The 13,453-nt window shown below is 70.4% G+C and carries 12 protein-coding genes; 5 read left to right on the forward strand and 7 right to left on the reverse strand.

What is annotated here, in order from left to right; all coding sequences use genetic code 11:
• Positions 1-6: 6 nt before the first annotated feature.
• From MKL01_RS11090 to MKL01_RS11110, 5 genes are all read right to left on the reverse strand, one after another.
• Complete coding sequence (locus tag MKL01_RS11090; RefSeq protein WP_243905266.1) at positions 7-288, reverse strand: addiction module antidote protein; 282 nt, start codon at positions 286-288, stop codon at positions 7-9.
• 3 nt (positions 289-291) lie between these two features.
• Entirely contained in the window at positions 292-618 is a 327-nt protein-coding gene (locus MKL01_RS11095) for a type II toxin-antitoxin system RelE/ParE family toxin (protein ID WP_279604538.1), read from the reverse strand.
• 119 nt (positions 619-737) lie between these two features.
• On the reverse strand, positions 738-2,066 hold the full coding sequence (gene glcF, locus MKL01_RS11100) for a glycolate oxidase subunit GlcF (protein ID WP_243905267.1): 1,329 nt from the start codon (positions 2,064-2,066) through the stop codon (positions 738-740).
• 136 nt (positions 2,067-2,202) lie between these two features.
• Positions 2,203-3,390, reverse strand: coding sequence for a glycolate oxidase subunit GlcE (gene glcE / locus MKL01_RS11105; protein WP_243905268.1), 1,188 nt, complete (start codon positions 3,388-3,390; stop codon positions 2,203-2,205).
• Between the two features lie 154 nt (positions 3,391-3,544).
• Complete coding sequence (locus MKL01_RS11110; protein WP_243905269.1) at positions 3,545-4,987, reverse strand: lipopolysaccharide biosynthesis protein; 1,443 nt, start codon at positions 4,985-4,987, stop codon at positions 3,545-3,547.
• Between the two features lie 307 nt (positions 4,988-5,294).
• Between MKL01_RS11110 and MKL01_RS11115 the strand changes: the two genes are divergently transcribed.
• Entirely contained in the window at positions 5,295-7,160 is a 1,866-nt protein-coding gene (locus MKL01_RS11115) for a methyl-accepting chemotaxis protein (protein ID WP_243905270.1), read from the forward strand.
• A 15-nt stretch (positions 7,161-7,175) separates the two neighbouring features.
• Here MKL01_RS11115 and MKL01_RS11120 read toward each other — a convergent pair whose 3' ends face one another.
• Entirely contained in the window at positions 7,176-7,682 is a 507-nt protein-coding gene (locus MKL01_RS11120; RefSeq protein WP_243905271.1) for a GNAT family N-acetyltransferase, read from the reverse strand.
• A 712-nt stretch (positions 7,683-8,394) separates the two neighbouring features.
• Between MKL01_RS11120 and MKL01_RS11125 the strand changes: the two genes are divergently transcribed.
• Entirely contained in the window at positions 8,395-9,561 is a 1,167-nt protein-coding gene (locus tag MKL01_RS11125; protein ID WP_243905272.1) for a type III PLP-dependent enzyme, read from the forward strand.
• A gap of 228 nt (positions 9,562-9,789) precedes the next feature.
• Positions 9,790-10,341: a GNAT family N-acetyltransferase gene (locus tag MKL01_RS11130; protein WP_243905273.1), complete on the forward strand. Its 552-nt coding sequence runs from the start codon at positions 9,790-9,792 to the stop codon at positions 10,339-10,341.
• Between the two features lie 102 nt (positions 10,342-10,443).
• On the opposite strand, the gene MKL01_RS35705 is transcribed toward MKL01_RS11130, so the two are convergent.
• On the reverse strand, positions 10,444-10,572 hold the full coding sequence (locus tag MKL01_RS35705) for a hypothetical protein (RefSeq protein WP_279604539.1): 129 nt from the start codon (positions 10,570-10,572) through the stop codon (positions 10,444-10,446).
• A gap of 633 nt (positions 10,573-11,205) precedes the next feature.
• Between MKL01_RS35705 and dgcN the strand changes: the two genes are divergently transcribed.
• Both dgcN and dgcA read left to right on the forward strand, forming a co-directional pair.
• The gene (gene dgcN, locus MKL01_RS11135) at positions 11,206-12,219 is read left to right on the forward strand and encodes an N-acetyltransferase DgcN (protein ID WP_243905274.1); all 1,014 of its coding nucleotides are present in this window, start codon (positions 11,206-11,208) and stop codon (positions 12,217-12,219) included.
• Position 12,220: 1 nt separating this feature from the next.
• Positions 12,221-13,204, forward strand: a complete 984-nt coding sequence (dgcA, locus tag MKL01_RS11140; protein WP_243905275.1) for an N-acetyl-D-Glu racemase DgcA — start codon at positions 12,221-12,223, stop codon at positions 13,202-13,204.
• The last annotated feature ends 249 nt before the right edge of the window (positions 13,205-13,453 follow it).

The following is a 13,453-nucleotide window of genomic DNA, read 5'->3' on the forward strand; positions in this document are numbered from 1 at the left end:
GAGCGGTTACGCCGCCACGGCGAGGCGCACGCCGAGAGCCCGCAGCACCCGCAGCAGCGTGTCGAGCGTCGGATTGCCGTTGTCGCTGAACGCCTTGTAGAGCGCCTCGCGGCTGATCCCCGTCTCGCGCGCGAGGGCCGACATGCCTTTCGACCGGGCGACGGTGTTGAGCGCCCGGAGGACCTCCTCCTGCGTCCCGTCCTCCAGATAGGTGTCGAGATAGGCCGCGATGTCCGCCGGGGTGTTCAGCACCTCGGCCGCGTCCCAGGGCTGTGTCTCGATGGCCATCCCTCAAACCTCCCGCGCCATGGCTTTCGCGCGCTCGATGTCTTGGGCTTGCGAGCCCTTGTCACCACCGCACGGCAGGATCACGACGAGGTCGCCGCGCCGCTTGTGGTCGATCCGGTATCCTGGACCGAAATCGAGGCGCAGTTCGCTCACCCCGTCGCCGACCGACCTGGCATCGCCGGAATTGCCTCCGGCCAGACGATCGATCCGCTCGGTGATCCGCGCGCGTCCCTGGATGTCTCGCAAGGCCGTCAGCCAAGCGATGAATTCCGGGGTCCGACGGACGTCGATCGTAACGGCTATAGATCGCGGACTGCTGCCAGATGTCAACTCTGGTTCACAGATCTCCCGTCCGGGCGTGGGCCGGTGCGCCGCAGGTCGATTTGCGCCGGCCCGGCGTCGGGACCGTGCGGGAACCCGTCATGGTTGCCCGGAACGGCGGGGCATCCTCATTCCGCCGCCGCAAGCTGCGGCGCCACGCCCGCGAGCGCCGCCGGTTTCGGGCCGCCGGTCGCCCAGTCGAGCAATTCCACCGTGTGGACGATCGGGATGCCGGTGCCCTTCCCGATCTGCGTGGCGCAGCCGATGTTGCCGGTGGCGATCACGTCGGGGCGGATGCGCTCGATGTTGGCGACCTTGCGGGCGCGCAGCTTGGCGGCGAGCTCCGGCTGCAGGATGTTGTAGGTCCCGGCCGAGCCGCAGCAGATGTGGCCCTCCGGCACGTCCTTGACGGTGTAGCCGGCCCGCTTGAGCAGCGCTTTCGGCTCGGTGCGGATCCCCTGACCGTGCTGCATCGAGCAGGCCGAGTGGTAGGCCACCACGAGGTCGCTCTCGGCGGTCGCCGCCAGGTCGAGCTGCGCCACGTACTCGGTGATGTCCTTGGCCAGCCCCGAGACCCGCCGCGCCTTCTCGGCGTAGGCCGGGTCGTCGCGGAACATGAAGCCGTAATCCTTGATCGTCGTGCCGCAGCCGGACGCCGTGACCAGGATCGCGTCGAGGCCCTTGGCGATCTCGGCGTCCCAGACGTCGATCGTGTGCTTGGCGTGGGCATGGGCCGAGGCCTCCTTGCCCATGTGATGGGTCAGCGCCCCGCAGCAGCCCTCCGCGGCGTGGATCACCTCGATCCCGTGCCGGTTGAGCAGGCGGATCGCCGCCGCGTTGAAGTCCGGCCGCAGCACGCTCTGGGCGCAGCCGCGCAGCAGGGCGACGCGTTTGGTCGCCGGCCCGGTCCCCGGCGGGAACCGGCCGGGCCGGTTGGTCGGCTCCCGGGGCGGCATCCCCGAAGGCGCGAGGTCGAGCATGGCGGCGAGGCGGTTGCCCACCCGCGGCAGCCGCGCCACCAGGCCCCGGACCGGTGCGCCGAGCTTGGCGGCGAGCAGCGCCAGCCGGAACCGGTTCGGATAGGGCAGGACCTGCGCCAGCAGGGCGCGCAGGAACCGGTCGTCCGCCGGGCGGGCGTAGGTCGTCTCGATATGGGCGCGGGCGTGGTCGACGAGGTGCATGTAATGCACCCCCGACGGGCAGGTGCTCATGCAGGACAGGCAGGAGAGGCAGCGGTCGACGTGCTTGACCACCTCCTGGGAGGCGGGCTTCCCGCCCTCCAGCATGTCCTTGATCAGGTAGATCCGGCCGCGCGGGGAATCGAGCTCGTCGCCGAGCAGGAGGTAGGTCGGGCAGGTCGCCGTGCAGAAGCCGCAATGCACGCAGGTCCGCAGGATCTTCTCGGACGCCGCCATGGCGGGGTCGGCGAGCTGGGCGGGGGCGAAGTTGGTCTGCACGATCTCTTCCTGCCTGCTCTCCGCCCCCTCGTGGGGCGGAGTTGGAGGTGGGGTCGGTGCGGGAGGCACCGCGGCGCTCCATCCCGCACCGACCCGACCCCTGACCCCTCCCCACAGAGGGGGGAGGGGATGAACCTCAAACGCCCGCGTACATCCGGCCCGGGTTGAGAACCCCGGCGGGATCGTGCGCCGCCTTGATCCCCGCGCTGATCCGCATCAGCGGTTCGGCCAGGGGCTGGAACACCGGCACGGCGGCGCGCACGGCATCGGGGGCACGGACCAGCGTGGCGTGGCCGCCCTGGGCCTGCACCGCCCGGCGCACCGTCCCGGCGCCGGCATCGCCGTCCGCGCCGGTGGCGAGCCAGACCAGGCCCCCGCCCCAGTCGAAGAACCAACGGGCGTCCCGCTCGGCCGCGATGGCCGCCGCCAGGGCCGGCCCGTGCGTCGGGGCGGTGGAGATCCGCCACAGCGCGGCATCCCGGGGCTCGACGAGCGGTGCGGCGTCGCGCACCGACAGCCACAGGGCGGCGCCGGTCTCGCCATCGACGATCCCGGGCTGCCCGTAGCGCTTCAGCAGGCGGCCCAGCGCCCCCGTCCGGTAGTCGATGGAGTCCGAAAACCCCTCGAGGCGCATCAGCGTCCGCGCCTCGGGGGCGCCGATCCCGGCCGGCAGGTGGGCCGCGCCGGTCAGCTCGAAGGGCGAGCCCAGCGCCTCGGACAGGGCCGCGATCGCCCGGGCATCGTCCAGGCCGGAGAAGACCAGGGTCGCCACGCGCTCGCTGGCCGGCAGGACCTTGAAGGTGACTTCGGTGAGGAAGCCCAGCGTGCCGTGGGCGCCCGCCATCAGCTTCACGAGATCGAGCCCGGTGACGTTCTTCATCACCCGCCCGCCCGACTTGATCGCCTCGCCGCGCCCGTTGATGAAGCGGACGCCGATCAGGCTGTCGCGGGCCGCGCCGGCGTTGATCCGGCGGGGGCCGGCATTGTTGATCGCCGCCACCGCCCCGAGCGTCGGCGCGCCGGTGCTGCCGTAGAGGCCGCGCAGGTCCATCGGCTCGAAGGGGAGCATCTGCCCCCGGGACGCCAGCAGCGCCTCGATCTCGGCGAGCGGGGTCCCGGCCCGGGCGCCCACCACCATCTCGGCGGGCTCGTAGAGCGTGACCCCGGTGAGCGCCCGGGCCGAGAGCGTCGCGCTGTCCTGCGCGGGGCGGCCGAGCCCGGCCGCGGTGCCGCCGCCGGAAAGCCGCAGGCGCTCGCCGCGCCCGGCGGCTTCCCGCACGATCTCCCCGGCCTGCGCCTCGGTGCCGGGCTCGTAGACGCCCATCGCTTCCGTCCCGGTGTAACTTGGATCTATTCCAGCAGGGGTGTCGCCGGAACCGGCGCGGGATTCAAGCGGAGGTGGAGTCGCGGGGTTTCAGCGGCGGGGTTTCCTCTGCGGCTCCGCTGTTCGACACCCCGTGCCGCGCGGTCGTCCTGACCTATTCCGCCGCCGCCGCGCGCGCCGGGCGCAGCCGCGCGAGGACCTCGCGGCGCAGCCCGGCGATGTCGAAGATCCAGACGAGGGCCCCGTAGAGCGCCATGCCGGCCGGGACCAGGACCGCCAGGGCGGTGACGGGCGGCAGGTGGCGGAAGGGGGCGAGCGCCAGACCCATCGCCGCGCAGGCGAGCGCCGCGACGCCGATCTCGTTCCAGGGCAGCACGATCCGCTCGGCGCCCGTCAGCGCGCGCCAGCCGAGCCAGAGCGCGGCGACCCCGAGGCCGAGGGTCTGTGCCAGCGCCACCCCGATCCCGCCCGTGAGGCCGGGCAGGACGAGGAGGCCGGCGCCGTTGACCGCGAGCCCGGCCAGGGCGGCGGCGATCACCGGGCGGGTGCGGCGGCGGATCTGGAAGATCGGGTTGAGGGCGTAGAACATCATGGCGAGGCAGAACAGGCCCGGCATCAGCGCGACGCTGTAGGTCTCGAACGGTCCCCGGTAGGCCTCGGGCACCACCAGGCCCTGGAGCGCCGGCAGCACGGCCCAGAACCCGACCGCGCAGGGCGCCAGCAGCGCGAACAGCGTGCCGGCATTGGCCGCGACCTGCGCCTCGGCCGCCGCGCGGCCGTGCTGCTCCTCGGCCTGCACGGCGAGCTGGAACAGCAGGAGGTCGAGGGCCGTGCCGAGCGTCATGAACGAGCGCGCGGTCACGTCGGCGGCGAGCGCGAAGTAGCCGGCCTCCGCGAAGCCGGCATGGCCGGCGACGGCGCCCCGGTTCACGAAGGCGAGGCACTGGTAGGCGGTGTTGGCGGCGATGAGCGGCAGGCCGTAGCGGGCGAAGTCCCGCCAGGTGGCCGAAAGGCGCGGCCGTTCGAACGGCGTCCGCGGGTCGCGCAACGGGTGGCGCAGCAGGACCACGGCGAAGAGCTGGCTGAGGCCCGCCGCCGCCAGCACCCAGGCGGGCTGGGGCAGCCACCACGCGGCCGCCGCCATCAGGACGAAGGACAGGGCGTTCTTCACCGCCACGAGACCGAGATAGAGGCGGCCGTCGAACCGCGCCCGGGCGAGCGCCGCGTGGTAGTCGAACACCCCGATCCCGAGGGCCGCCAGCCCCGTGCCGCACAGGACCGCCTCGCGCCCGTCGGCGCCGCCCGCGAAGCCGAAGGCCCCGCACAGGGCGGCGGCGGCCAGCAGCAGCAGGCCGATGCGCAGGTAGGCCCGGTCGAGCCCGTGGCGGATCCACGGCTCGTCGACGCGTACGCGGCCCGAATAGAACCGCGTCGCCGAGAGCCGCAGCCACTCGAACAGCACCGTGTTGAGCACGACGGCGCCGGTGGTCGCCAGCGCGAACCGGCCGAAATCGGCCGGCCCCAGCAGCTTGGCGATCAGCAGGCCGAGGACGAAGTTCAACCCCGCATTGAGGACGAAGGCGGCAATCACGGCCATGGACGGCGTCTCATGTGCGGCGGGGTCTCCTGGGTCGTGCACGCTTTGTAGCGTGGTAGCCGTAAAACTCCTCTAACCCGGCGGGAACGGGGCGGGCGAGGGTTGCGGGCTGATCGCGCCAAGACGCGCCGTCGCTGACGATCCGCAGATTCGATCGTACTCTTGCTCTGGGGTCAATGATATTGAAGTGTCGTCTCATAAAAGGTTCAAACAATCCCCTGCTTTGCGCGAGCTTATTGCCCTAGAATTCATTTTAAGAAATTCTTTCCGGTCATGTACCAAATTTCTTGCAATGTAAGGCGGTACATTGAAGTCGAGCCATTTCATTTGCGGCATCAACTTGGCTGTTATATACACCGATCGAATCTATGAGGATGCACCTAGTATGATACCGAGATCTTGGTCCGTATCATTAGAATCTGTATTCAAAGAATCTCTATCCACGCGTATCGTCGCCTTAACGAGTGTCCTTCTGATGTTCTCGCTCATCAGCGTTGTCGGACTCCTCTCGGTCGAGATCGGCAGTGAGTTGCGTCATCGCGCGGAGCGGGCTCTCGATGACAACCTGCGCCTTCTCCAGCAGAACCTCGCCGACGAGGGCGGCCCCGGCGCGACCTTCGCTGTGCAGGACGGGCAGTTCCGGATCGGCCGGCATGTGATCACGGCTGCCGATCCGGCGGTGGATCGCGTCCGTGACATCCTCGGCGGCACGGCGACCATCTTCCTCGGCGACACGCGCATCGCCACCAACGTGATGACGGCGACGGGGGCCCGGGCCACCGGAACGAAGCTGGCTCCGGGCCCGGCCTACGATGCCGTACTGCGAGCCGGCGCGGGATTTCGTGGTGAGGCCGACATCCTCGGCACGGCATATCTGACCCGCTACGAGCCCATACAGGATGCCGACGGCCGAACCGTCGGCATCCTGTATGTCGGCGTGAAGAAGGCGGAGTTCCTCGCGTCATTGGACGCCCTGCTGTGGCACGTCCTCCTCATCGGTGCGCTCGTCACCCTGTTGAGCGTGGCCCTGCTCTGGGCAGCCCTGCGGCACGCGACGGTGCCGCTCAGGACGTTGACCGGCGTCTTGATCGACCTCGGTCGGGGCCGGCTTGATCGCGACGTCCCGGCCCTCGAGCGGCGCGACGAGATCGGCGCCATGGCGCGAGCGGTTCTGACGCTCCGGGACGACGCGCTGGCGCGCCAGCGCCTGGAGCGAGAGGCCCAGGTGGCCGCCGCCGAGAAGGCCCGGAACCTGGACCAACTCGAGACCGCACTCGCCAACTTCCAGGACGCGATGCGGGACGTCGTGGCGACCGTGGAGCGCAACACCACCGAGATGGGCGAGATGGCCGAAGCGCTGACCGCCGTCTCGACCCGAACGGCCGGTGAGGCCAACGCCGCCTCGACGGCGTCCACCGAGACATCCGCACATGTGAGCGCGGTGGCCATGGCCACCACCGAATTGTCGGGATCAATCCAAGATATCTCCCAACAGATCGACGGGATGTCGCTGACCGTGCGGCAGGGCAGCACGGCGGCCCTGGAGACGGCCTCTCAGGTTCGCGAACTGGCTGTGACAGGCGAACGGATCGGAGTCGTGGTGACCGCCGTGCAGGCCATTGCCGAGCAGACCAACCTGCTGGCCCTCAACGCCACGATCGAGGCTGCGCGGGCCGGTGCGGCGGGCCGGGGCTTCGCGGTGGTCGCCGCCGAGGTGAAGGCCCTAGCCGAGCAGACGGCCAGGGCCACCCGGGACATCATCGCGCGAGTCGCGGAGATCCAGGAGGGCACACGGCGCGCGGTGGTCGCCAATGAGCGGGTGGCCAATCTCATGGACGCGATCCTTGCTTCGGCGACGACCGTGGCGGCGGCGGTCGAGCAACAGGATGCGGCGGCGCGCGAAATCGCCCGCAGCGTGCTGATGGCCGCCGGTGGGACGGACCGCTTGGCGGGCAGCGTGATCGGCGTCCGCTTGGTTGCCGGCCAGACGGAGAGCACGGCCAACAGCGTGCTGGCCGTGGCGCACGCGATGCGCTCGCAATCGGCGGAAATCGACACGCAAGTCGGTGCCTTCGTGCTCGCGTTGCGGCAGGGGCCGATGGATCGGCGCGGAGATAGGGATCCGGAATACCGCGGCCGGGAAAGACGGGTCGCGCGGGCGTTCGCGGCCTGACGCGACTGCGGACGGCTACAAGATGCGCTCGTAGCGCCAAGCCTCCATCCCGTCCTCGTAATAGTCGGGCCGGACCGCGAAGCGGGTGTAGCCCCGGCGCTCGTAGAGGCGGATGCCGGCGCCGTTGTCGGCCCGCACCTCCAGCCGAAGGCACGTGCAGCCATGGTCGCGGGCATGCGCCTCCGCGGCGTCGAGGAGCTTGCCGCCGAGGCCCAGGCCGCCGCGGTTGGGCGCCACCGCGATCGAGGCCAGCCGGGCGATCCGCGTGTTGCGCCGCCGCTCCAGCACCGCCGCACCGACCAGCATCGGGGACGGATCGCCGTCGGGCGGGTCGATCAGCGCCGCCAGCACGTCCATCGTCGGCGACAGGATCGCGTGGCGGATCGCCCGGCGCTCGGCCCGGTCGGTGGCGAAGGCCGCGTGCTCCAGGGCCACCAGGGCGTCGAGATCGGCGAGCGTGGCGATGCGGATCGTCGGCTCGGGGAGCCCGGCGCCGACCGGCTTGCGCAGGGGGGCGCTCACGCCCGCGCCGTCGCGGTGGATCTGATCGGCCCGGCCATCGCTCGCTCGCCCGCGTCCTCTGCGGTCAGATGCCCGCTTCCGCCGCGCTTGGGAAGCCCGCACGGCCCCGTCGCGCCCGTCGGAATGCGGCGTTTATGCAACGGGCGGCGCAGGGTGTGAATTCCGGGCGGAAAAGCGTGGCTTCCAGGTTGTATTGCCCTTGTCGGCCGACGCTAAGCTCCGTATATGCGCCGTGCCCAATTTCGCACGTGCCTGTGGCCGCGTGCCGGTTGGTGGGCATCCGGTCAACTGCCGGACAGCCGCCAGGGGTCTTAAAGGATCGATGGTCGCAAGGGTGGATCCCTACGGCCGGCATCCAGGTGGCGACACCGGACCCCGACAACAACCGGCAGCCGGAGGCGAAACCGGCGAACCCCGCTCTCCACGGGGGACGCAGCTTAAAGCAACGACGAACGGGCTTTTTTGGTCTCGTCGGCCCTCCAAAGGCCGGCACCGAAGAGGCTTGTTTCTCTTTGCCCGGCGTGCGGTGGGGTTCTCCCTTCCAATCCACGGCAGCTTCCGGGGGCCCCGCGCCCGCGCCGACTCGACGCGTCTCCACAGCGCGTGAGCCGGAGCGACGCTTCGCCCCCTGACGCCGGCGGCCAGTCTCGGCCGCCATCTTCGACAGCGCGCCCCGCGAAGGGCGCACGCGAACCCGTGCCGGGAGACGACCATGACCGATCGCATCCGTGACTACCTGCGCGTGCGCCGCGACCTCGGTCAGGACGAGGGCCCCGTGATGGTCCTCGACCTCGATGTCGTGCGCGACAACTACACCGCCTTCGCCCGCGCCCTGCCGGATACAAGGGTGTTCTATGCCGTGAAGGCGAACCCGGCCCCCGAGGTGCTGCGCCTGCTGGCCGAGATGGGCTCGTGCTTCGACACCGCGTCGGTCGCCGAGATGGAGATGGTGCTCTCTGCCGGCGCCACCGCCGACCGGATCTCCTTCGGCAACACCATCAAGAAGGAGCGCTGCATCGGCCGCGCCCTGAAGCTTGGCATCCGCCTGTTCGCGGTCGACTGCCAGGCCGAGGTCGAGAAGATCGCCCGGGCCGCCGCGGCCATGGACGTCGCAGCCTCCGAGGTGCGCGTGTTCTGCCGGATCCTGTGCGACGGCGCGGGCGCCGACTGGCCGCTCTCGCGCAAGTTCGGCTGCGTGCCCGAGATGGCCGCGGACGTGCTGGAGCACGCCCACCGGGAGGGGCTCGAGGCCTACGGCATCTCGTTCCATGTCGGCTCGCAGCAGGGCAACACCGAGGCCTGGGACGGGGCGCTCGGCTCCGCCGCGGCGGTCTTCCGCGAGTGCGCGGAGCGCGGCATCGGCCTGTCGATGGTCAATCTCGGCGGCGGCTTCCCGACCCAGTACCTCAAGGCGGTGCCGGGGGTGGAGAGCTACGGCGAGGCGATCTTCCGGGGCCTGACCAAGCATTTCGGCAACCGGATCCCCGAGACGATCATCGAGCCGGGCCGCGGCATGGTCGGCAATGCCGGCCTGATCGAGGCTGAAGTCGTTCTCGTGTCGCGCAAGTCCGCGGAAGCCGACGAGGTCCGATGGGTCTACCTCGACATCGGCAAGTTCGGCGGGCTGGCCGAGACCATGGACGAGGCGATCCGCTACCCGATCCGCACGGCACGGGACGGCGAGCAGACCGAGCCCTGCGTCATCGCCGGGCCGACCTGCGATTCGGTGGACGTGCTCTACGAGCGGCAGCTCTACCCGCTGCCGATCTCGCTCTCGATCGGCGACAAGGTGCTGATCGAGGGCGCGGGCGCCTACACCACGACCTACGCGGCGGTGGCCTTCAACGGCTTCCCGCCCCTTCAGCAGATCGTGATCTGATCGCGCCGGCCGCCCGGGATGCTCCGGGCGGCCCCCATCCGAGACCGTTTCTGGTGGGTGACCCGCGGCCTGATGGGGACGCACGGACTCCGTTCGTGCGGAACCATCCGGCGGTCACGCGGCGTTAAGGGCCGCTGTCGCTTCTCAGGGAAGCGCCGGCCGGCCCCGATCGCCCGCCGAGACGATCCATCGCTTCTCCCGCATGCCGGCCCCGGGGAGGGCCCTGTCATGATCGAGATCCGCGCGGAGCATTGTCACGACATCCCGGCGCGCGAGCGCCTGCTCGACGCGTGCTTCCCCGGCAACCGACGCGCCAAAACCTCCGAGCGCCTGCGCGAGGGGCGCCTGCCGGCCCGCGGGCTGGCCTTCGCGGCGACGCGCGCCGGCCGTCTCGTCGGCACCCTGCGGCTGTGGCATGTCGAGGCCGGTGCCGCGCGCCCGGCGCTGCTGCTCGGGCCGCTCGCGGTCGATCCGGCGATCCAGGGCCACGGGCTCGGCTCGGTGATGATGCAGGCCGCCCTCGGCCGGGCCGAATCGCTCGGCCACGGCGCCGTGCTGCTGGTCGGCGATGCCCCTTATTACGCCCGCTTCGGCTTCGATCGGGCCCTGGCGGCGGGGCTGACCCTGCCGGGCCCGTTCGAGCGCGCGCGCTTCCTCGGGCTGGAGCTGCGCGCCGGCGCGCTGGCCGGGGCCGAGGGGATGGTCCGGCCGACGGGCCTGCCCGCGCCGGACGAACGGGTGGCGGACGCGGCGGTGGCCGCACGACGACGCGCCGCCTGATGGGCCGTAGCGCGTCGTCCCGGGAACCGGAGCCGGGACGATGCGCTCAACGTTCGATCGCCATCGTCCCTACAGCCGGCGAGCCCCTTTCGGGACGATCTGCTAATTGAATTCCGGATCTTTCTTCATCTTGGCGATGCACTGTCCGATCTCGGCCGACTTCGTCTGGAAGGCACCGTGCTCCATCGCGTCCAGCGCCTTCTCCTTGTCGCCCGCACTTGAGATCCTCATCGCGTTGTAGGCCTCCTGGTGGAATTGGGCGTGCACCGTCTTGAAGTGCGCGAACAGCGCATTGTTGCGATGCTTCCTGCCCCCCCCTCACCGTAGATCCACTGGCCGACCGCGCAGATGTCGTCGCGACGCAAGCTCGATGCATCAAGACTATCTAGTCCGAGGATCGATTTTCTCAACTTGTCCTTGACAATCGCGTGTGAACTGAGAGCTTTATCGAGAAAATCGCTTATGACTCGACCTCGAAATGTGTAAGTGAAAAAATACGATCTGCCGTTTGTGTGTCGAGAAGATAAAATTTCCCACATTTTTCGGGAAGAAAGCAATAAATGAAATTAAGACCGATTTTATAGCGTCGAATTTATGCGGGCAAGAGGCTTCAATTGGATTTTATCCTGCCCATCATTCTCTGATCGGCAGTTCGAAATTTCGGGCATTTCGGGTCGCCGGCATGAGGCTCGGCGTGCCTTCTGCGATGACGCGGGTCGACCCGTCGCGGGAGCTTGGCGCAGAGACGGGGAATGCGCCGGCCGCAGGCGACGTCCGTGCGCCTGGCCGCCACCATGCATTGCATCGGGCGCCCGCGATCCCGCATAGACGGGCCGCCGGTTCCCCCAGAAGGTTTCCCGACCGATGCAGATCGCCACGCCCTATCTGATGTTCCTGGGCGACGTGCCCGACACGCTGGCGGCCAAGACCGCCTACGGCATCAAGGACTGGCGCCCCGAGTGGTGCGTCGGCCAGATGCGGCTCCCCGGCTGCGCGGCCGATCTCGGCATCCCCGACATGACCCTGCCGGAGGCCCTGGCCAAGGGCTGCCGGACCCTGGTGATCGGCGTCGTCAACGCCGGCGGCGTGCTGCCGGACCACTGGGTCAGGGAGATCGTGGCGGCGATCGAGGCCGGGCTCGACGTGGCGAGCGGCCTGCACGTCAAGCTCGGTGCGGTCCCCGCCATCGCGGAGGCCGCGGCGCGGCGCGGCCGCCAGCTCCACGACGTGCGCCACACCGACGAGCGCTTCCCGACCGGCAAGGGCACCAAGCGGGCGGGCCGGCGCCTGCTGACCGTGGGCACCGACTGCTCGGTCGGCAAGAAGTACACCGTGCTGGCCCTGGAGCGGGGCATGCGAGAGCGCGGCCTCGACGCCGATTTCTGCGCCACCGGCCAGACCGGCGTGTTCATCTCGGGCCGCGGCGTCGCCATCGACGCCGTGGTGGCCGACTTCATCTCGGGAGCGGTCGAGACGATCTCCCCCGACGCGGCCGCGCATCACTGGGACCTGATCGAGGGCCAGGGCTCGCTGTTTCACCCGTCCTTCGCGGGTGTGAGCCTCGGCCTGCTGCACGGCGCCCAGGCCGACGCCTTCGTGGTCTGCCACGAGCCGACCCGCACCACGATGCGCGGCGTGAAACACCCGTTGCCGACGATCCGGCAGGTCATCGACCTCACCGTGCAACTCGGCAGCCTGACCAATCCGGAGATCAAGCCCGTGGGCATCGCGGTCAACACCCAGGCGCTCGCCGAGGGCGAGGCCCGGGCGCTGCTGGACACGCTCGCCTCCGAGTACGGGCTGCCCGCCACCGATCCGGTGCGCTTCGGGGTCGACGGGCTGGTCGACCGGATCGTCGCCGACTTCCCGGAGATCTGACATGGGCCGTCGCCTGACCCTCGCCGTCGAGCGCTTCCCGATTGCCGGCACGTTCACGATCTCCCGCGGCAGCCGCACCGAGATCGCCGTCGTGGTGGCGACGATCACCGACGCGAACGGCATCGGGCGGGCGGAATGCGTGCCCTATCCGCGCTACGGCGAGAGCATCGAGAGCGTCAGCGCGCTGATCGAGGCCGAGGCGGAGGCGATCGCCGCCGGGATCGGGCGGGACGAATTGATGGGACGCATGACGGCGGGCGCGGCGCGCAACGCCCTCGATTGCGCCCTGTTCGACCTGGAGGCGAAGCTCCAGGGCCGACCCGCCTGGGCGATCGCCGGGCTCCCCGAACCCCGGCCGGCCATCACCGCCTACACGCTGAGCCTCGGCACCCCGGAGAGCATGGGCGAGGCCGCCCGCACGGCGGCCCATCGGCCGCTGCTCAAGGTCAAGCTCGGCGGCGAAGGGGACCCGGAGCGCATCGCCGCCGTCCGGGCCGGTGCGCCGGACTCCCGGCTGATCGTCGACGCCAACGAGGCGTGGCGGCCGGAGACCGTCGAAGCCAACCTCGAGGCCTGCCTGAAGGCCGGCGTCGCCCTGATCGAGCAGCCGCTGCCGGCCGACGCCGATTCGCTGCTCGCCGAGATCCCGCATCCCGTGCCGGTCTGCGCCGACGAGAGCCTGCACGACCGCGCCGGCCTCGACGCCCTGGCCGGGCGCTACGACGCGGTCAACATCAAGCTCGACAAGACCGGCGGCCTGACCGAGGCGGTGCTGCTCGCCCGGGAGGCGAAGGCGCGGGGGCTCTCGATCATGGTCGGCTGCATGCTGGGCACGTCGCTCGGCATGGCGCCGGCGGCTCTGCTCGCCGGGGGCGCCGACTTCGTCGATCTCGACGGGCCGCTGCTGCTCGCCCGCGACCGCGAGCCGCCGCTGCGCTACGCGGGCAGCCTCATGTATCCGCCCGCGCCGGAGCTGTGGGGGTAGGGGGGCGCAGGTCGGACGTCTCAGCGCCCGCGGTGGTGAGGCGCGTCACCCGATCCGTCGCGTTGTCTGTCCGGAGCACGACAGGCGAGCCCGGACCTCGGAGCCGCCGACGGCGCAATGTCGCGGTGCTTCGGTGGAGCAGGAGCCCGGATTCCCCTGCGCGGTATCGGGAATAACAGGTCGCGCCGTCGATCCTTGTCACAGGGGGCGACGATCCCATCCTGTGGCCGTCCCGGGCGGTGAGGATAG

The organism is Methylobacterium sp. J-070 (assembly GCF_022829385.1).
In the GTDB taxonomy this organism is placed as follows: Bacteria; Pseudomonadota; Alphaproteobacteria; order Rhizobiales; family Beijerinckiaceae; genus Methylobacterium.